We start from the raw sequence: 18,730 nt of genomic DNA on the forward strand, positions 1-18,730 counted from the left end.
TCCCCGGGGCCGGGCTACCTGCCTTTCAGGACGTAACGCCGCTCCGGACGGCCCACGCCATACTTGAGCCTGACCTCCAGCGTCCCCTCGTCGTGCAGGTATTCCAGGTAGCGGCGGGCGCTGACGCGGGAGGTTCCCAGCTGCTCCGCGACCTCGGCCGCGGAGAGGTCACCTTCGGCGGCGTTGAGGGTGGCCTCCACGAGCTTGAGCGTTTCGATGCTGCAGCCCTTGGGAAGCGGCCGCTCCGTGCGGTCCAGGCCGAAGACGCGGTTGACGTCCGACTGCTCGGCCACATCCTTGGCCGAGTCCAGGCCATGGTAGGCGCTCCGGTAGTGCTCCAGCCGCTCCTGGAGGTCCGACTGGGAAAACGGCTTGATGAGGTAGTGCACGATGCCCCCGCGGAGGGCCTTGCGGACGGTCTCCACTTCCCGGGCGGCGCTGATCACCAGCACGTCGAGCTCCGGGGCCACCTCGCGCAGCCGGTGCATGAGCTCCAGCCCGTTGATGTCCGGCAGGTGGATGTCCAGCAGCACCAGGTCCGGCTGCAGCCGTTCCGTTTCGAGCACTGCCCGTGCACCGGTGTGGGCCACGCCCACCACGGCGAAGCCCGGCGTCCGCTGGATGAAGCCGGCGTGGACCTTCGCCACCATGAAGTCGTCATCGACGATCAGCACGTTGATCATGGCTTCACTGCCCCTTTCCTCAGCCGTGCGGTGAAGACTGCTCCGTTGTCGTTGGCCACCGTGAGGTCCCCGCCGGAGCGCCGGCAGACCACCCTCGAGAGGGCCAGCCCGAATCCGCGGCCCTCGGCCGGGCCCGCCTCCTTGGTGGAAAACCCCTGGCGGAAGATGTCCTCCACGGCGTCGCCCGGAACGCCCGGTCCGGTGTCCCGCACCGTGACGGTGACGTGGTCCTTGCCGTCCTCCACCAGCACCCTGACGGCGGCCTCCGGAAGTCCCGTCACGGCGTCGAACGCGTTGTCCACCAGGTTCCCCACCACCGTCGTGAGGTCGCGGGACAGTTCGTCGCTGACCGGGCCCAGCGCGGACGCCGGGTCAAGCTGCAGCGCCACGCCGCGCTCCGTGGCGAGGCTGGACTTAGCAATCAACAGTGCGGCGAGCGCAGGGTCCTGGATCCGGCTGGTCACTTCGTCGTTCAGCCTGGTCCGGTCCACTGTGGCGCCGTTGACGAACTGCACCACGGAATCGTATTCGCCGATCTGGATCAGGCCGGAGATGACGTGCAGCTGGTTGGCAAACTCGTGGGCCTGGGCGCGCAGCGTGTCCGTGGCGGTCCGGGTGGCACCGAGCTCACGTTCGAGGGAGGACAGCTCCGTCCGGTCCCGGAGGGTAGTGACCGAGCCGATGTCCCGGCCGCGGGACCGGATGGGAACACGGTTGAGCACCACCAGCCGCTCCCCCACCAGGACCAGCTGATCCGGGTCCGGCTGCTCACGGGTCAGGACCACCTTGAGCGCCGGGTCCACGGGAAGGGATCCGAGCTTCCTGCCCACGCAGTCCGGCGGCAGCCCAAGGAGTTCCCGCGCACTGTCGTTCGCTACCGTGATGCGCTCATTGGGGTCCAGCGCCACCACGCCTTCCTTCAGTCCGTGCAGCATCGCCTCCCGGTTTTCCACCAGCCCGGTGATCTCGCTGGGCTCCATGCCGAGGGTCTGCCGCTTGACCCGGCGGGAGAGCAGCAGGGACCCCGCCACCCCCAGGACGCTGGCTACGCCGAGGTACGTCAGGAGGTTGGGGACGGCGTCGCCCAGCCGTTCAAGGGTGGACGGATAGTTGCGGCCGATGGCGGCAATCCCGATCATCTTTCCAGCATCGTCGAGGACCGGAACGTGCGCGGACAGGACGGCGTTGCCGCCTTGGTCCACCACACCGGTCCAGGCGCGCCCTTCCATGACCCTGCTGGCGCCCAGTTCCAGCGGCTCCCCCAGCAGGCTCGGATCCGACGCCGCAACCACCGTGCGGTCCAGCTTCGCGAGCGTGACATGGGACGAGCCCGAGACGGTGCGGACCGACTCGGCTACTGCGGGAAGCGCTGAACCGACACGCGGCTCGGCGTCCGGCAGCAGCGCCCGCACCGCAGGATTGTTGCCGAGCGCTTCCGCGGCCGAGAGGGCCCTGCGGCCTTCAGTCCGTTCAAAGGCGGCAGCGGACTGGGCAAGCGAGATGGCCACCACCGCCACCAGCACGGCCAGGACAATCAGCAACTGCAGCACAAGGTACTGCCCGGCGAGGGACATTCCTCTTCGTCGAGTCACTGCGGGGGTTCCTTTTGTTTCTTGATGCCTGTTCCTGGTGCCGTGCGTGTTCCCGGCGCCGTGCCTGTTCCTGGCGCGCGGGCCGGCCCTGCGGCAGTAACGGGAACTATATCCCACCGGCGCCCTGGCTTCGGCGGGAGGCGCCGGCGGGGGCCTTGTACGGCGCCGAGGTGGTTGTCCGGTGGGGCGCCGGAAACGTGAACGCAATGAACTTAACTTTCTCTGCGTACACAAGAGTGAGGTCCGTCACGGCGGGCCCTAGCATCGGAAGCACAGATCAGGTCCGCTGATCATCCTGTAGAGAATTGCATTACTGAGAAGAGGAACACCATGCGCCAGATCCGCGCATTGCGAGTCGCCGCCGTCGCTGCCGGCATCGCCCTGATGGCCACCGGCTGCGGTGCCACCGGCAAAAGCTCCACCGGTTCGGAAAGCTCCGGCGCTGCGGCCGGGCCCATCACCGGACTGCAGATCATGGTCCCCAACACCCCGGGCGGCGGCTACGACACTACTGCACGCGCCGCAGCCAAGGTCCTCGACGACGAGAAGATCTCCACCAACACAGAGGTCTTCAACCTCGCCGGTGCCGGCGGCACCGTGGGCCTTGCCCGCGTTGTCAACGAAAAGGGCAACGGCGACCTCGCCATGCTCATGGGCCTTGGCGTGGTGGGAGCAAGCTACACCAACAAGTCCGAGTCCAAGCTGACCGAAACCACCCCGCTTGCACGGCTCATCGAAGAGCCCGGCGCCATCATGGTCAGCAAGGATTCCCCGTACAAGACCATCGACGACCTGGTGAAGGCCTGGAAGGCTGACCCGGGCTCCATCTCTGTGGGCGGCGGCTCCTCCCCGGGCGGCCCGGACCACTTGCTGCCCATGCAGCTTGCAGGCGCCGTGGGCATTGACGCCACCAAGGTGAACTTCGTTTCCTACGACGGCGGCGGGGACCTCCTGCCCGCGATCCTGGGCAACAAGCTTGGCTTTGCAGCCTCGGGTGCCGGCGAATACCTGCAGCAGATCCAGTCCGGTGAAGTCCGGGTCCTGGCCACCAGCGGCGAAAAGCGGCTCGAGGGCGTCGACGCCCCGACGCTGAAGGAATCAGGCATCGACCTGGTGTTCACCAACTGGCGCGGCATCGTGGCCCCTCCGGGCATCAGCGACAAGGACAAGGCATCCCTGATCGCCGCCCTTGAGAAGATGCACGCGACCGAGGGCTGGAAGGAAGCGCTGAAGACCCACAGCTGGACGGACGCCTTCATCACCGGCGAGAAGTTCGAAACATTCCTTACCGAGCAGGACAAGCGGGTGGCGGACGTCCTCACCAAGCTTGGGTTGGCGTGACCTCGCTAACCACAGGCCTTAAGGGCCGCGCCGAGCTGGGAGTTTCCCTCCTGCTCGGCGCGGCCGGCGTCCTTGTCTTCCTGGACGCCAACGGCCTGGTGACCCCGTACTCCCAGTCGGACCCCGTGGGTCCCAAAACAGTTCCGTACATCGTGGCCGGCTTGCTGGTGGCATGCGCTGTCCTGCTGGCCATCAACGTGATGCGGGGCGGCCAGGGCGAGGCGGAAGGCGGCGAGGATGTTGACCTCACCCACCCCGCCGACTGGAAAACCATCCTGCCCCTGGCAGGAGCCTTCATCCTGAACATCCTGCTCATCGACTGGGCCGGCTGGGTCATCTCCGGCACCGTCCTGTTCTGGGGCAGCGTCCTGGCACTGGGCAGCCGGCACTACATCCGCGACGGGCTCATCTCCGTAGCCCTGTCCCTGCTGACCTTCTACGGCTTCTACCTCGGCCTCGGCATCGCCCTGCCCGCCGGACTCCTGGAAGGAATCCTCTGATGGACGTCTGGTCCTCACTGATGGACGGTTTCGCCACCGCCCTCACCCCCATGAATTTCCTCTACGCCGTGATCGGCGTGATCCTGGGCACCGCCGTCGGCGTCCTCCCCGGGCTCGGCCCGGCCATGACCGTGGCCCTGCTCCTGCCCGTCACCTACGCCCTTGAGCCCACCAGCGCCTTCATCATGTTCGCCGGCATCTACTACGGCGGCATGTACGGCGGTTCCACCACGTCGATCCTCCTCAACACCCCCGGCGAATCGTCCTCCGTGGTCACCGCTATCGAGGGCAACAAGATGGCCAAGGCGGGCCGGGCGGCGCAGGCGCTTGCGACGGCGGCAATCGGCTCGTTCGTCGCCGGCACCATCGGCACGGCGCTGCTGGCCGTCTGCGCACCGATCGTGGTGAAGTTCGCCGTGAGCCTGGGTGCGCCCAGCTACTTCGCCATCATGGTTTTGGCCCTGCTGGCCGTCACCGCGGTCCTGGGTTCGTCGCGGCTCCGCGGCTTCGCCTCGCTGGCACTTGGCCTGGCCATCGGCCTGGTGGGTATGGACTCGGTCACCGGCCAGCGCCGCCTGACCTTCGGCCAGCCGCTGCTCGCGGACGGCCTGGACATCGTGGTGGTGGCCGTGGCCATCTTTGCCGTGGGCGAAGCCCTGTGGGTTGCCGCCCACCTGCGCCGCACTCCGCTGCATGTGATCCCGGTGGGCCGGCCCTGGATGGGCAAGAAGGACTGGAGCCGTTCCTGGAAGCCGTGGCTGCGCGGGACCGCCTTCGGCTTCCCGTTCGGCGCCCTCCCCGCCGGCGGCGCCGAGATTCCCACGTTCCTTTCCTACGTCACCGAGAAGCGCCTCACCAAGCACCCGGAAGAGTTCGGCAAGGGCGCCATCGAGGGCGTCGCCGGGCCGGAAGCAGCCAACAACGCTGCCGCCGCCGGCACCCTGACGCCCATGCTGGCCCTGGGCCTGCCCACCAACGCCACGGCCGCCGTCATGCTCGCAGCCTTCACCTCGTACGGCATCCAGCCGGGCCCGCAGCTGTTTTCCAGCCAGGGACCGCTGGTGTGGGCGCTGATCGCAAGCCTCTTCATCGGCAACCTGCTGCTCCTGCTGATCAACCTGCCGCTGGCACCCCTGTGGGCCAAGCTCCTGCAGCTCCCCCGGCCGTACCTCTACGCGGGCATCCTCTTCTTTGCCACGCTCGGCGCCTACTCGGTGAACCTGCAGGCGTTCGACCTGGTGATCCTGCTGGTGCTCGGCGCCCTCGGGTTCATGATGCGCCGGTTCGGGCTGCCGGTGCTGCCGCTCATCCTCGGCGTGATCCTGGGGCCGCGCATCGAAGGCCAGCTCCGCAAGACCCTGCAGCTCAGCGCAGGCGACCCGGCAGGGCTCTTCAGCGAGCCGATCGCCGTCGTTATTTACGTCATTGTGGGGCTGATCCTGCTCTGGCCGCTGCTCTACAAACTGGTGCGGCGGAACCGCCCGGCGGGCCGTTCCCTGGTTCCCGCCAATTCCGGCGCAGCAGACACCAGCGACTAGTCCCCACCGGCACCCTAACCCCGCATCCTGCAAACACAAGGAGATACCATGACGATCGTGGTGGGATACGTCCCAACCCCCGAGGGTGAAGCTGCCCTGACCCAGGCCATTGCCGAAGCCCGGAAGGGCAACACCACGCTGCTGGTCATCAACTCGTCCAAAGGCGACGCACTGGTGGACAACCGGTATGCCCAGGAGCCGGAGATCCAAAGCATCGAGGACCGCCTGGCCATCCAGGGCATCCAGCACGTGATCAAGCAGCCGGTCCGCGGCCACGACGCCGCGGCCGAAGTCCTGGACGCCGCGGAGGAACACAATGCCGAACTGATCGTGATCGGACTGCGCCGGCGGACGCCGGTGGGCAAGCTCATCATGGGCAGCGTGTCGCAGCGGATCCTGCTGGAGGCCGACTGCCCGGTCCTGGCGGTGAAAGCCGGTTAACGCTGCCGCGGTGATGCGTTCCCGGCGGTGAAAACGGTGGCAAGCGGGGCAGCCAAAGAGCAGTCATCTGACATTTTGCGGAAGCAGCCGGTAGAATGGCAGGGCCCTTAGGCATGAAACACAGAAAGTTCTCCCAAATGACTACAGCCACCCTGGAACGCGTCCCCGCCGTTTCCTCCCCCGCCGACGCCTCGGCAGCCAGGTCCATCGACCTGGAGTTTTCCAATGCGCGCGAAGTCCACGCCGGCCTGGAAGAGGCCGTGTCCGAGCTGATCGAGGTCGCCGCGCAGGAAGCCTCCTGCGGCATCCTGGTCACCAGGCTGCATCCGGGCCGCTACACCGTAGCCCTGGACGAATCGGTACCGTTCGGCGAAACCTACGAGGCCATCGCCGCCTGACCGGCAATCCTGCCGGGGCATGCCCCGGACAAAAAGAAATCCCCGCCCTGCGCAAGCAGTAGGCGGGGATTTCTGTTGGTGTGCTTCCCGGGGCTGCTAGCCGCGGCGCACCTGCACGCCGTCGGATTTGAGGAAGAGCTGCTTCTCCGACGGACCGGCCGGCACCAGCCACAGAACGTTTCCGCTCTGGGACACCTCCTCCACCTCCCCGGCGGCAACCACGTGCGCATGCTTGATGATCTCCACGTGGTCCCCGGCCTTGAGGGTCCTCCAGTCGGAAACAGCGGCGGAATGGGCGTTGCGCCTTGATAAAACTGCCCCACGAGCTTTCATTTGAACTTCTACCCCTTTGTATACGTTCTGCGCCACAGCCTCTTTGATGTGACTTTCACTACATCTTCATTTCTACTACACTCGGCGCCCCGCGGTGGAACGTGTCGGATGAAATTCCACCAAGTGGACGCCGAGTGCGCACGCCCTGAAGATTCTTCGGATTCAGGAGAGGATTCCGACGGCGGATTCGGCCGCCCTGCGCACCTCGCCCGAGGCCACCAGCCTGTCGGCAGCCTCGAGCTCGGGTGACAGGAAGCGGTCCGTCCCCGGCCCGTCCACCACGCCGCGCAAAGCGGAGACGACGGCGGCGCCCGCCGGCCCCGGCGTCAGGACCCCACCGGAGAGCCGGCTGCGGATGTCCAGGGCGCGTGCCGACGTCACCAGCTCGATGGCGAGGACCCGGCGCAGGTTCTCCACCGCCTTCCGCAGCTTGCGTGCGGCGTGCCAGCCCATCGAGACGTGGTCTTCCTGCATGGCGGAACTGGGGATGGAGTCCACGGAGGCGGGAACAGCAAGCCGCTTGTTGTCCGAGACCAGGCCGGCCTGGGTGTACTGGGCAATCATCAGCCCTGAGTCCACGCCGGGGTCGGCCGCAAGGAAGGCCGGCAGGCCGTGGGAGCGGGCCGGATCCAGCATCCTGTCCGTCCGGCGTTCCGCGATGGAGCTCAGGTCCGCGACGGCGATGGCCAGGAAGTCCAACACGTAGGCCACCGGCGCACCATGGAAGTTGCCGTTGGAGCTGACCGTTCCGTCAGGCAGCACCACAGGGTTGTCGATGGCGGCCGCCAGTTCGCGGGACGCCACCAGGGCCGCGTGGTCCACTGTGTCCCTTACGGCGCCGGCAACCTGCGGGGCGCAGCGGAGCGAGTAGGCGTCCTGGACCCTGTTGTCGCCAACCTTGTGGGAAGCGACGATGGGGGAACCGGACAGGACACGCAGCATGTTGTCGGCGCTGGCGGCCTGCCCCGGATGCGGACGAAGCGCGGCGTGCAGCTCCGGCAGGAACACCTGGTCGGTGCCCAGCAGTGCCTCGACGCTCATCGCCGCGGTGATGTCCGCCGTCGTCAGCAGCTGGCGAAGGTCCGCGATGGCCATGAGGAGCATGCCCAGCATGCCTTCGGTGCCGTTGACCAGGGCCAGGCCTTCCTTTTCCGCGAGGGTGACCGGTTCGATGCCGTGTTCTGCAAGCAGTACCGCGACAGGCTGTTCGCCGCGGCCGCCGTACGTCACGCCGTCGGGCCCTTCCGCCTCGCCCTCGCCCATGAGCACCAGGGCGCAGTGGGACAGCGGTGCGAGGTCGCCCGAGCAGCCGAGCGAGCCGAACTCGCGGACCAGCGGCGTGATGCCGGCGTTGAGCACGTCCACCATGGTCTGCAGGACCACGGGCCGGACGCCGGTGCGGCCGGACGCCAGGGTCTTGGCTCGCAGGAACATGATGCCGCGCACCACTTCGCGCTCCACTGCCGGTCCCATGCCGGCTGCGTGGCTGCGGATCAGGCTCTTCTGCAGCTGGGTGCGCAGCTCATTCGGGATGTGCCGGTTGGCCAGGGCACCAAAGCCGGTGGAAATTCCGTAGGCCGGGACGTCGCTGGCTGCGAGCTCGTCGATGTGGGCGCGGACTTTTGCCACCGTGTCCAGTGCTTCCGGGGAGATGGTCACCTTCGCGTTGTGGCGCGCGACGGCGAGCACGTCCTCGGGCGTAACGCCGCTGGACCCGAGGGTAACGGTCAGCGGTTCGTGGGTTATTGCGGTCATGGTTCCTACTTCTGTGGATCGATTGCTCCGTACCTGTCGTATTGCGGGCTCTAAACGACAGGTACGGAGCAATCGATGTGGGGTTGGTTAGTGTGTCTCGTTCATGGGGATGCGGACGCCGCGTTCCCTGGCGACCTCGAGGGCGCGGTCGTACCCGGCGTCGGCGTGGCGGATGACTCCCATGCCGGGGTCGTTGGTAAGGAGGCGTTCGAGCTTCTGCGCGGCGAGGTCGGTGCCGTCGGCGACGGAGACCTGGCCGGCATGGATCGAGCGGCCGATGCCTACACCTCCGCCGTGGTGGATTGAGACCCAGGTGGCGCCGGAAGCGGTGTTGAGCAGGGCGTTGAGCAGAGGCCAGTCAGCGATCGCGTCGGAACCGTCGGCCATGGACTCGGTCTCGCGGTACGGCGAGGCGACGGAGCCGGAGTCGAGGTGGTCGCGGCCGATGACGATGGGGGCCTTGACCTTGCCGTCCTTCACGAGCTGGTTGAAGAGCAGGCCGGCCTTGGCGCGGTCGCCGTAGCCGAGCCAGCAGATCCGGGCCGGCAGGCCTTCGAACTCGACGCGCTCCGCGGCAGCATCGATCCAGCGGTGCAGGTGCTTGTTCTCCGGGAACAGTTCCTTGATGGCTTCGTCCGTGACGCGGATGTCTTCGGGGTCGCCGGACAGGGCAACCCAGCGGAACGGGCCGAGGCCCTCGCAGAACAGCGGGCGGATGTAGGCCGGGACGAAGCCGGGGAATTCGAAGGCGCGGGTGTACCCGCCCTTGCGGGCTTCGTCGCGGATGGAGTTGCCGTAGTCGAAGACCTCGGCGCCGGCGTCCTGGAACTCGACCATGGCCTGGACGTGCTTGGCCATCGAGGCCTGGGCTTTCTTGGTGAATCCCTCCGGGTCAGCCGCGGCTTCGCGGTGCCATTCCTCAACGGTGATGCCCTCTGGGAGGTAGCTCAGCGGGTCGTGCGCCGAGGTCTGGTCGGTGACGATGTCGACGGTGAGTTCGCCGGCCTTGTGGCGGCGCAGGATTTCGGGGAAGACGGTGGCGGCGTTGCCCACGTAGCCCACGGACCAGCCGCGGCGCTCTTCCTTGGCCTTGAGCACCTTGGTGATGGCGGCGTCGAGGTCTGTTTCGACCTCGTCGAGGTAGCGCTTGCCGGCGCGGCGGCGCAGGCGGGTCTCATCGACGTCGACAATCAGGCAGGCGCCCTCGTTCAGGGTGACGGCGAGCGGCTGGGCGCCGCCCATGCCGCCGCAGCCGCCGGTCAAGGTCAGGGTCCCGGCGAGGGTGCCGTTCTCATCCCCGGCGAGTTTCCGGGCAACGGCTGCGAAGGTCTCGAACGTGCCCTGCAGGATGCCCTGGGTGCCGATGTAGATCCAGGACCCGGCGGTCATCTGGCCGTACATCATCAGGCCCTCGGCCTCGAGCCGGCGGAATTCGGGCCAGTTGGCCCAGTCACCCACCAGGTTGGAGTTGGCCAGCAGGACGCGGGGGGCCCACTCGTTGGTGCGGAAGACACCCACCGGCTTGCCGGACTGGACCAGGAGGGTCTCGTCCTTTTCCATGGTTTCCAGGGTGCGGGTGATGGCGTCGAACGCTGCCCAGGACCGGACGGCCCGGCCCGTGCCGCCGTAGACCACCAGGTCATCGGGGCGTTCGGCCACCTCCGGGTCCAGGTTGTTCATCAGCATGCGCAGCGGGGCCTCCGTCTGCCAGGACTTGGCGGTGAGCACGGTGCCGCGGGCAGCTTTGACCGGGCGGGCACCGGTGGTGAAATCGGCGGGTGCCATGGTGGCTCCTTCGTGTGTAGGGCGAGTGTGGTGTTCGCGGTGATGCGAAGAGGTTCTGTATCAACTAAAGCCCGTCCGTGACGGCCCGGACAGGGCTTTCGAGGGGGTGCTGTCCGGGATTCCAGACCTGTTCCCCTCCCGGCGCCGGGCTACTTTGCGGGGCGGCCGTGGAGCCGGACCGAGAGTTCGTCGGCCACCTTCTGGACGCGCGCGGCCAGCACCGGCCACTGCTCCGCCGGCACTTTGTCCTCGAGGAACGTCACGGCGACTGCCGCCGTCGGCCATCCCAGGTGGTCCGTGACCGCGGCGGCGATGGAGCCGAAACCGGGCGTGACCTCGCCGTGTTCGGTGGCGTAGCCGCGCTGCCTGACCTGGTCCAGGTGGGAGGACAGTGCCGAGTACTTCATGATGGCGCCTTCCACCTCATGCCTTGCGGTAAAGGCCGCGGCATTGGGGTACAGCGCACGCACCTGGGACTTGGGCAGCGCCGCAAGGATGGCACGGCCGCTGGCGGTGAGGTGGCTGGGAAGCCGGACGCCGACGTCCGTCACCAGGGAGGGGCGGTTTTTGGCCCTCTCCTCCACGATGTACAGCACGTCCCGGCCATGAAGCACGGCCAGGTGGGAACTCTCGCCAACCGCATCCACGAGGGAGGCAAGCAGCGGACGGCCCAGCCTCGACAGTGGCTCCTGCCTGGAGTAAGCGGAACTGAGTTCAAAGGCGCTGATGCCCAGCCCGTAGCGCTGTTCCTCATGCAGGTGGAGCACAAAACCGTTCGCCTCCATTACGCCCAGCAGGTGGTAGACACTGGAGCGCGGCAGGCCCAGGGATGAAGCGATCTGCGACGCCGCCATCGGCCCCCGCCGCGAAGCCAGCAGTTTGAGGATGCGCAGCGTGTTTTCGGCGGCAGGGACCTTGGACGTCACCTTTGAGGCCGCCCTTGGCGCAGCTTTCATCCCGCTGCCGGCCTGCGGCCCTGGTTCGGTAATTAACACCGGTCCTCCTCATCGCCCCTCGGTAAAGCCCGGCGATATCCGGGATCCCGTACTTAAGCTTGCGCCACCGGGGGGCTCGTCACACGGAGGAACGCGCCCAATATGTCTGGTATACCGGACAGTTGCCGCCCGTCCATCAACCTTGCTGCCCTGCGCTGGGCCTTAGGCCGTCCACGACCCCGAACGAAGGCCGCTGGAGCCGTTGCAGTTGGGTAGAGTCCCGTCATGGATGAAAAAGAGACCCTTCACCACTACCTCCGGGGCAGGCGTGACAGCCTGCTCGGCAAGCTGGATGGCCTGAGTGAATACGACGTCCGCCGGCCACTGACGCCAACCGGCACCAACCTGCTCGGCCTGGTCAAACATGTGGCCAGCGTGGAGGTGGACTATTTCGGCGTGGTGTTCGGCCGCCCCAGCGGGAGGCACCTCCCATGGCTGGACGACGGCGCCGCGCCGGATTCGGACATGTGGGCGACCGCTGACGAATCCCGAGCGGACATCATCGAACTGCACCACTTCGCCGCGGCTCACAGCGACGCGACCATCGAAGCATTGCCCGCTGACGCCCCCGGAGCAGTTCCATGGTGGCCTGAGGAGCGGCGCAACGTCACCCTGCACCAGATCCTGGTCCATATGGTTGCCGAACGTGCCCATCACCTGGGCCATGCAGACATCCTGCGAGAACTCATCGACGGCAGGGCGGGGCAGCGTCCAGGGGATCCGAACCTCACCAGGCGCAGCCCGGAGGAATGGGCCGCCCACTGCGCAGCCATCGAAACCGCGGCGAGGCAGGCATGAGCACGCGGGATGTTCCTGCACAGATCGGGGACCTGCCCCCTGTTGGCCGGCCTGCCAACAGTGCCCTGATGCGGGCGGGCGTCACCTCACTGGCCGAGGCCGCCTCGTTGGGCCGCCTGGAGCTGCTGGCAATGCACGGCATCGGCCCGAAGGCCGTCCGGATCCTTGAGGCGGCCGCCGCCGAGCGCGGGCTCACCTTCGAGCCCTGAAGTGTGGCCATTCCCCGGCGATGAAGGCGCTGGAGGGACCGGATCCGGGGTACCCGGATATCCTGCGTAGAGCGTGACCTTCACAGCCTCGATCCTGGCTTGAATGCGTACATACTCTGCGAGCTGGGCCAAGTTAAAGCCCTTCCTGGCAACCGCATCCACGGTACGACCATAGGCCGATGGCGGACTATTTTCTGCTGCGGCATCCCGCACCAAGGCACCATAGAGTGCCCGGAGGATTGCCTCGAGAGCTTTTCTGTGTTCCGTTTCCCAGTCTGCTTTGCTTCCCATGTCTCCAGCGTCCCGGAGGGGCCTGCGAGGATCATCCAGTATCCGTGCGTATGTGGATAACCCGTCCGTGGCCCGCGCCATCCGAAACCGAAAGGCAGCGACCCGTCCAATCTGGAATGAAAGACACCGAGGCCCCGTGAGGCTCATCACGTCGCCCGGCAAAGTGGTCTGCTGGTTAGCGGTTCCCCTCCCAATGACGAGAAGGTTATTCGCATGCAACAAGCACCAAGCCCAACCCGGAACGAAAGTCCGGCCGCACAGCAAACCGCAAGATCCGCCGTCGGAAGCGTCCTCAATCGGGGCCTGAACGTGCGCCACATCCGGTTTATGGCGCTGGGCTCGGCGATCGGTACGGGCCTTTTCTACGGTTCGGCCTCGGCCATCCAAAAAGCCGGCCCTGCCGTCCTGCTGGCCTACATCATCGGCGGCGCGGCGGTGTTCATGGTGATGCGGGCCCTCGGCGAGATGGCCGTGCGGCATCCCGTCTCCGGCTCGTTCGGCCAGTACGCCAGCCGCTACCTCGGCCCGCTGGCCGGCTTTGTGACCGGCTGGACCTACGTCTTCGAAATGGCGATCGTGGCCATCGCCGACGTCACCGCATTCAGCATCTACATGGGCTTCTGGTTCCCCCAGGTTGAACGCTGGATCTGGATCCTGGCCATCATCCTTTTCCTCGCCGGGCTCAACCTGCTCAGCGTCAAGGTCTTCGGCGAGCTGGAGTTCTGGTTCTCGCTGGTCAAGGTGGCGGCCATCATCGCCATGATCGCCGGCGGTGCGGCCATCATCGTTTTCGGCTTCCAGGCCGGAGGCTCAACTGTTGCGCCGGGCCTCGGGAACCTTGTAGAGCACGGGGGATTCTTCCCGTTCGGCTTTGAGGGGCTGCTCGCATCCTTCGCCGTCGTGATGTTTGCGTTCGGTGGGATCGAGACGCTCGGCATCACAGCCGGAGAGGCCGCCAACCCCAAACAGGTCATCCCCAAGGCCGTCAATACTGTTCCGGTGCGCGTCCTGCTGTTCTACGTCCTGACGCTGGCGGTACTCATGAGCCTCTTCCCTTGGGACGGGATCGGCAGCAATGGCAGCCCCTTCGTCCAGATCTTCAGCGGGCTGGGCATCCCGGCGGCACCTCACATCCTCAACGCCGTGGTGATCACCGCGGCGCTGTCCGCCATCAACAGCGACATCTTCGGCGCCGGTCGCATCCTCTTCGGCCTGTCCCGCCAAGGCCACGCTCCCTCCGTCTTCGGCAAAGTGTCCAGGCACGGCGTCCCTTGGATGACGGTGGTGATCATGGCCGCGATCCTCCTGGTGGGCGTGGTCCTCAACGCCGTCATCCCGGAAAACGTTTTTGTCCTCATAGCCTCCATCGCCACCTTCGCCACCGTCTGGGTGTGGGTGATGATCCTCGCCTCGCACGTCGCCATGAAGCGGGAAATCGCGCGGGCTGGCCTGCCGCCGTCGGAATTCCCTTCGCCGTGGTGGCCCGCCGCCTCCCTTCTCACCATCGCCTTTATGGCGCTGGTGATCGCCGTCCTGGGTGCGTTCGAGGACTCGCGCATCGCGCTCTACGTGGGCGGGACCTGGCTGGCGCTGCTGGTCCTGGCGTACCGGCTGTGGGTAAGGGGTGACGGACGACGGCGGGCGGAGCTTGTGGACGAGACATCGCCGCTGCCGGTGGTCACCACAGGCCCCTAAAGCAAAGAACCTCCCGGCCCAACGCCCACCCGACGCTCTCTCACTTAATGCCGGTTATGACCCAACGCTCGCTCACTCGCTTGAGGAAAGTGAGAGGGCGTTGGCCCAACGTGCGCGTTAAGTGAGAGAGCGTTGGCCCAAAGTGCGCGTTAAGTGAGAGAGCGTCGGGGCTGCGCGGGGGATGGGGTCAGGCAGCCGCAGCGGCCGCGCGCACAGCCTCGGACAGCGACGTTGCCGGGCGGCCGATCAGCCTGCGCAGATCCCCGGTGCTGACAAGAAGGTCGCCCCGGGCAATGCCGAGATCGGAATCGGCCAGGATGTCCGCGAATGCTTCCGGCACTCCGAACCCGGCCAGCATTCCCGCGTAGTCCGGCGCGGGAAGGTCCTGGTAGATGATGGCCTTGCCGGTGGCAGCGGTGATTTCGGCTGCAAGGTCCGCCATGCTGAAAGCGTTGTCACCGCCCAGTTCGTAGATCCTGCCCGCCTGGTCTTCGGCGACGAGCACAGCAGCAGCGGCGTGGGCATAATCAACGCGGGACGCTGCGCTGACCCTGCCGTCTCCGGCGCTGCCGGCCAGGCCACCCTGTGCCAACGTGCCGGGCAGCTGGTCCGTGTAGTTCTCCAGGTACCAGCCGTTGCGCAGGAGGACGAAAGGAACGCCGGACTCCCGCAAAATAGCTTCCGTGGCCTGGTGCTCAGCCGCCAGCCTCATGCCGGTGGTGTCGGCATTGGCGATGCTGGTGTAGGCCAGCAGCTCAACGCCCTCTGCCTTAGCCGCCTCGATCACTGTGCGGTGCTGCTCCACCCTCTGGCCCACCTCGCTGCCGGAGATGAGGAGCACCTTTTGGGCGCCCTTCAGGGCTGCCGCCACTGAACGGGCATCTGCGTAGTCCATGGCCTTGACCCGAACGCCCCTCTCGGCGAAGCCGGCCAGCTTTTCCACGGAACGGCCCGCAGCCACGATGTCCTCCGCGGGAACGTTGCGCTCCAGCAGTGCTTCGACGACGTGGCGGCCCAGCTGGCCCGTTGCTCCGGTGATGACGATGCTCATGAAAATTCCTTCCGATGGGGTGTCTGTCATGGTTCACAACCACACCCATTCCGGAATACTTCCCGAAAGAGAGTACGCACTTTAAGGTAAGGTACTGACATGAAAGTTAGTGCCGCCAGGACCGCCGTGCAGGCGGCGCCCCTTCCCGTGGCCCTTGCCGACGGCGTCTTCCCGGCGGGGTGTCCCAGCAGGACAGTGCTGGACCACATCACCAGCAAGTGGGGCGTCCTGATCCTGCTCGCCCTGTCCGAGGGTGAGCAGCGGTGGAGCGACCTGCGGCGCCGGGCCGAGGGAATCAGCGAAAAGATGCTGGCCCAGACGCTTAAGACGCTGGAGCGGGACGGCCTGGTCCGCCGGGAGGCGCAGCCGGTGATTCCGCCGCGGGTGGACTACAGCCTCACCGAACGCGGCTACGAATTGAGTGCCCTGCTGGTTCCGCTGGTGGCGTGGGCCTTCGAGAACGCGGACGACATCGTCAACGGCCAACGTTGAACCAGGGGATCCGAAGGCAAGTGTCGGCGCCGCCAGGAAATGAGTACTTGTTACTGGTGTGACTGATGTGAATAGCGCCTAGCTTAGGCGTAAGGTGCTTAGCCGGAATGGGAGGGCCGCCCTCTGCTGGGAGCGTTCCGGCAACCTGCACCGCGGGTGAGCGGCCTCTGCCGCTTTCGAGGAGTGGTACGCATGGTCAAAACCGTTGTCCTGGACCCGTCCAGCCTGGGCCAGCCCGTCAGCCTGGGCCACGTGCTGGTGCAGGCATGGAACCGGATTACAAGGTCCTTCGCCCCCCGGTCTCCCTACAAAATCGGTGATGCCGTCGTGGCGGACGACCCCTTCAAGGGGCGCCGCGAGGGATTGGTGGTGTTCCTGCAGGGCACTTCCGTGGGTGTGGACACCGTCCACGGCGTGTTCTTCTACGACCACCGGCAGCTCAAAAAGCTGGACTAGCCCCGCGGGCCGGCCCAGCTTTTTGGGTGCCAAACAGAGCCCTGCTAGCGCGCCGACCAGCCGCCATCCATGGTGTAGCTGGCGCCGGTCACCATTCCGGCGTGGTCGGATGCCAGCCAAGCGACCAGGGAGGCCACTTCTTCCGGCTCCACGAGACGCTTGATGGCGGACTCGGTCAGCATGATTTTCGCCAGCACCTCGGCTTCGGGGATGCCGTGGACCTTGGCCTGGTCTGCTATCTGCGACTCCACCAGGGGCGTGCGCACGTAGCCCGGGTTGATGCAGTTGGAGGTGACGCCGTGTGCCCCGCCCTCGAGCGCCGTCACCTTGCTCAGCCCTTCCAGCCCGTGCTTGGCCGAAACGTATGCGCTCTTGAACGGGGACGCCCGTATTCCATGTACCGAAGAAAGATTGATGATCCGGCCGAAGTTGTTGGCATACATGTGCGGCAGCGCCGCACGGATCAGCAGGAACGGCGCCTCAAGCATGAGGGTGACGAGACGGCGGAAGTCGGCCGGCTCAAACTCCTCGATGGGGCTGATGCGCTGGATTCCTGCGTTGTTCACCAGGATGTCGCAGTCCAGGCTGAGGGCCGAGAGGGCATCCACGTCCAGCAGGTCCACGGCCCAGGAGGTGCCCCCCACCTCGTCCGCGAGTGCTGCCGCAGCCTCCTCATCTACGTCCGCGATCACCACTTTGGCCCCCCGCGCGGCGAGGGCGCGGACACTGGCAGCGCCGATGCCGCCTGCTCCACCGGTAACCAGTGCCTTGCGGCCGTTCAGCGTGTTTTCCATTAACCCAGCCTTCCAGTTCAAAAATTGTCAACGAACCGGCCTGCTCCGGTAGCACCGGAGCAGGCCGAACCCAAGCAGCTCAGCGCGTGGCGGCTGCTACCGCCAGGCCTTCGCGTTCGGCGTCGGCCCTGTCCACGTCCTCAAGGGCTATGCCCTTGGTTTCCTTGAGGCTCAACACCGCCACGATGGTGACGGCGCATGCCACCAGCAGGTAGATGGCGGTGGGAACCCAGGAGCCGGTGTCCTTAAGCCACTGGGTGGCCAGGAGCGGGGCCAGCGAGCCGGCGACGATCGAGGTGACCTGCGAGCCCAGCGACACCCCTGCGTAGCGCATCCGGGTTGGGAAGAGCTCGGCCATGATGGCAGGCTGCCCGGCATACATGAACGCGTGCAGGCACAGGCCGATGGTCACCGCGAGCACAATAATGACCGCATTCTTCGTGTCGAACATGGGGAAGGCGAAGAAGGGCCAGGTGGCGCCGGCGACGGCACCGATGAGGTAGACCGGCTTCCGGCCCCAACTGTCCACAAGCCGTCCCACCTGCGGGATCACCAGGAAGTGGATGACGTGGGCAATCAGCAGGGCGAACAGGAGCGAGGAAGTGTCGTATTTGTGGACGCTCTTGAGGTAGACGATCGCGAAGCTGACCACCAGGTAGTACATGATGTTCTCCGCGAAGCGCAGCCCCATGGCCTGCAGGATGCCCTTGGGGTACTTGCGGACCACCTCAAAGACGCCGTAGCTGACGGCCTGCTCCTGCTCCACCAGTTCCTTGGCCTTCAGGAAGATGGGCGCTTCAGTGACGTGGGTGCGGATGTAGTAGCCGACGAAGACGATCACGGCCGAGAGCCAGAAGGCCACCCGCCAGCCCCAGCCCAGGAATGCCTCCTGGCTGAGGGTGGAGGACATGATGTACAGCACCAGGGTGGCCAGCAGGTTGCCCACCGGAACGGCGGACTGGGGCCAGCTGGACCAGAAACCGCGGGACTTGTTGGGGCTGTGCTCGGCGACGAGAAGCACGGCGCCACCCCATTCGCCGCCCAGCGCAAAGCCCTGGATAAAACGGAGGAACACCAGCAGCGCCGGTGCGAGGTACCCGATCTCGGCGAAGCCCGGGAGGCAGCCCATCAGGAAGGTGGACACACCGATGATCACGATGGTGAGCTGCAGGGTGGGCTTGCGGCCCAGCTTGTCGCCGATCTGGCCAAAGACGATGCCGCCGAGCGGGCGGGCGACGAAGCCCACGGCGTAGGTGATGAAGGCCTGGATGATGCCGTCCAGCTCGTTGCCGGTTGCAGGGAAGAAGTACTTGCCGAACACGAGGGTTGCTGCGGTGGCGTAGAGGAAGAACTCGTACCATTCCACGACGGTGCCAACCATGGAGGCTGCGACGATCTTCTTGAGGCCGGCGCCCTTAGGGGCGGCCTCGGCCGATGATGCAGAGCGCTGTCCTACGCTCATATGTTTTCTCCTTAGTGTCCACGTCGACACGCGCTGTGATCCACAGCACTCAATGGGCTCAGATGAGTATTGCCGCAGAAACTTTCCGATTCAATGGCCAAACAGGCACCCTTCGTGTGCA

At 66.2% G+C, this 18,730-nt stretch carries 19 protein-coding genes; 10 read left to right on the plus strand and 9 right to left on the minus strand.

The features are described from left to right. Positions 1-14: 14 nt before the first annotated feature. Both GK109_RS07495 and GK109_RS07500 read right to left on the minus strand, forming a co-directional pair. The gene (locus tag GK109_RS07495; RefSeq protein ID WP_104996630.1) at positions 15-683 is read right to left on the minus strand and encodes a response regulator; all 669 of its coding nucleotides are present in this window, start codon (positions 681-683) and stop codon (positions 15-17) included. After that, positions 680-2,257, minus strand: a complete 1,578-nt coding sequence (locus GK109_RS07500; protein ID WP_157242746.1) for a sensor histidine kinase — start codon at positions 2,255-2,257, stop codon at positions 680-682. Before GK109_RS07500 ends, GK109_RS07495 begins: the two co-directional genes overlap by 4 nt. Positions 2,258-2,605: 348 nt before the next feature. Here GK109_RS07500 and GK109_RS07505 point away from each other — a divergent pair, with 348 nt between their 5' ends. From GK109_RS07505 to GK109_RS07525, 5 genes are all read left to right on the plus strand, one after another. Further along, on the plus strand, positions 2,606-3,616 hold the full coding sequence (locus GK109_RS07505) for a tripartite tricarboxylate transporter substrate binding protein (RefSeq protein WP_157239450.1): 1,011 nt from the start codon (positions 2,606-2,608) through the stop codon (positions 3,614-3,616). Beyond that, positions 3,613-4,116 carry a tripartite tricarboxylate transporter TctB family protein gene (locus GK109_RS07510; protein WP_321215197.1) on the plus strand — a complete coding sequence of 168 codons (504 nt, stop codon included), beginning with the start codon at positions 3,613-3,615 and terminating at the stop codon, positions 4,114-4,116. Before GK109_RS07505 ends, GK109_RS07510 begins: the two co-directional genes overlap by 4 nt. Further along, a complete protein-coding gene (locus GK109_RS07515) occupies positions 4,116-5,654 on the plus strand; it encodes a tripartite tricarboxylate transporter permease (protein ID WP_157239452.1) in 1,539 nt (512 codons plus the stop codon). Before GK109_RS07510 ends, GK109_RS07515 begins: the two co-directional genes overlap by 1 nt. Before the next feature lie 48 nt (positions 5,655-5,702). Next, complete coding sequence (locus tag GK109_RS07520) at positions 5,703-6,095, plus strand: universal stress protein (protein ID WP_157239454.1); 393 nt, start codon at positions 5,703-5,705, stop codon at positions 6,093-6,095. 137 nt (positions 6,096-6,232) lie between these two features. Further along, positions 6,233-6,493, plus strand: coding sequence for a hypothetical protein (locus GK109_RS07525; protein ID WP_157239456.1), 261 nt, complete (start codon positions 6,233-6,235; stop codon positions 6,491-6,493). A 96-nt stretch (positions 6,494-6,589) separates the two neighbouring features. On the opposite strand, the gene GK109_RS07530 is transcribed toward GK109_RS07525, so the two are convergent. From GK109_RS07530 to GK109_RS07545, 4 genes are all read right to left on the minus strand, one after another. Further along, complete coding sequence (locus GK109_RS07530) at positions 6,590-6,826, minus strand: hypothetical protein (protein WP_157239457.1); 237 nt, start codon at positions 6,824-6,826, stop codon at positions 6,590-6,592. Positions 6,827-6,988: 162 nt separating this feature from the next. Further along, entirely contained in the window at positions 6,989-8,581 is a 1,593-nt protein-coding gene (hutH, locus tag GK109_RS07535) for a histidine ammonia-lyase (protein ID WP_157239459.1), read from the minus strand. An 87-nt stretch (positions 8,582-8,668) separates the two neighbouring features. Continuing rightward, entirely contained in the window at positions 8,669-10,366 is a 1,698-nt protein-coding gene (locus GK109_RS07540; protein WP_157239461.1) for a urocanate hydratase, read from the minus strand. 149 nt (positions 10,367-10,515) lie between these two features. Then, entirely contained in the window at positions 10,516-11,322 is an 807-nt protein-coding gene (locus GK109_RS07545; RefSeq protein WP_157242748.1) for an IclR family transcriptional regulator, read from the minus strand. Positions 11,323-11,586: 264 nt separating this feature from the next. Between GK109_RS07545 and GK109_RS07550 the strand changes: the two genes are divergently transcribed. The 3 genes from GK109_RS07550 (at position 11,587) to GK109_RS07560 (ending at position 14,354) form a co-directional block, all read left to right on the plus strand. Beyond that, positions 11,587-12,159 carry a DinB family protein gene (locus GK109_RS07550; RefSeq protein WP_157239463.1) on the plus strand — a complete coding sequence of 191 codons (573 nt, stop codon included), beginning with the start codon at positions 11,587-11,589 and terminating at the stop codon, positions 12,157-12,159. Continuing rightward, complete coding sequence (locus GK109_RS07555; RefSeq protein WP_157239465.1) at positions 12,156-12,368, plus strand: hypothetical protein; 213 nt, start codon at positions 12,156-12,158, stop codon at positions 12,366-12,368. The genes GK109_RS07550 and GK109_RS07555 overlap by 4 nt, the downstream gene beginning before the upstream one ends. A gap of 504 nt (positions 12,369-12,872) precedes the next feature. Next, positions 12,873-14,354: an amino acid permease gene (locus GK109_RS07560; protein WP_157239467.1), complete on the plus strand. Its 1,482-nt coding sequence runs from the start codon at positions 12,873-12,875 to the stop codon at positions 14,352-14,354. A gap of 187 nt (positions 14,355-14,541) precedes the next feature. On the opposite strand, the gene GK109_RS07565 is transcribed toward GK109_RS07560, so the two are convergent. Next, complete coding sequence (locus GK109_RS07565; RefSeq protein WP_157239468.1) at positions 14,542-15,405, minus strand: SDR family oxidoreductase; 864 nt, start codon at positions 15,403-15,405, stop codon at positions 14,542-14,544. Positions 15,406-15,504: 99 nt separating this feature from the next. On the opposite strand from GK109_RS07565, the gene GK109_RS07570 reads away from it, so the two are divergent. After that, a complete protein-coding gene (locus tag GK109_RS07570; RefSeq protein ID WP_157239470.1) occupies positions 15,505-15,897 on the plus strand; it encodes a helix-turn-helix domain-containing protein in 393 nt (130 codons plus the stop codon). 192 nt (positions 15,898-16,089) lie between these two features. After that, on the plus strand, positions 16,090-16,353 hold the full coding sequence (locus tag GK109_RS07575) for a hypothetical protein (protein WP_157239472.1): 264 nt from the start codon (positions 16,090-16,092) through the stop codon (positions 16,351-16,353). A gap of 44 nt (positions 16,354-16,397) precedes the next feature. Here the strand turns inward: GK109_RS07575 and GK109_RS07580 are convergent, their stop codons facing one another. Next, complete coding sequence (locus GK109_RS07580) at positions 16,398-17,147, minus strand: 3-hydroxybutyrate dehydrogenase (RefSeq protein ID WP_157239474.1); 750 nt, start codon at positions 17,145-17,147, stop codon at positions 16,398-16,400. Between the two features lie 79 nt (positions 17,148-17,226). After that, positions 17,227-18,609, minus strand: a complete 1,383-nt coding sequence (locus GK109_RS07585) for an MFS transporter (RefSeq protein ID WP_157239476.1) — start codon at positions 18,607-18,609, stop codon at positions 17,227-17,229. Positions 18,610-18,730 lie beyond the last annotated feature (121 nt).

Origin of the sequence: Pseudarthrobacter sp. GA104 (assembly GCF_009741265.1) — a bacterium.
GTDB lineage: Bacteria > Actinomycetota > Actinomycetes > Actinomycetales > Micrococcaceae > Arthrobacter.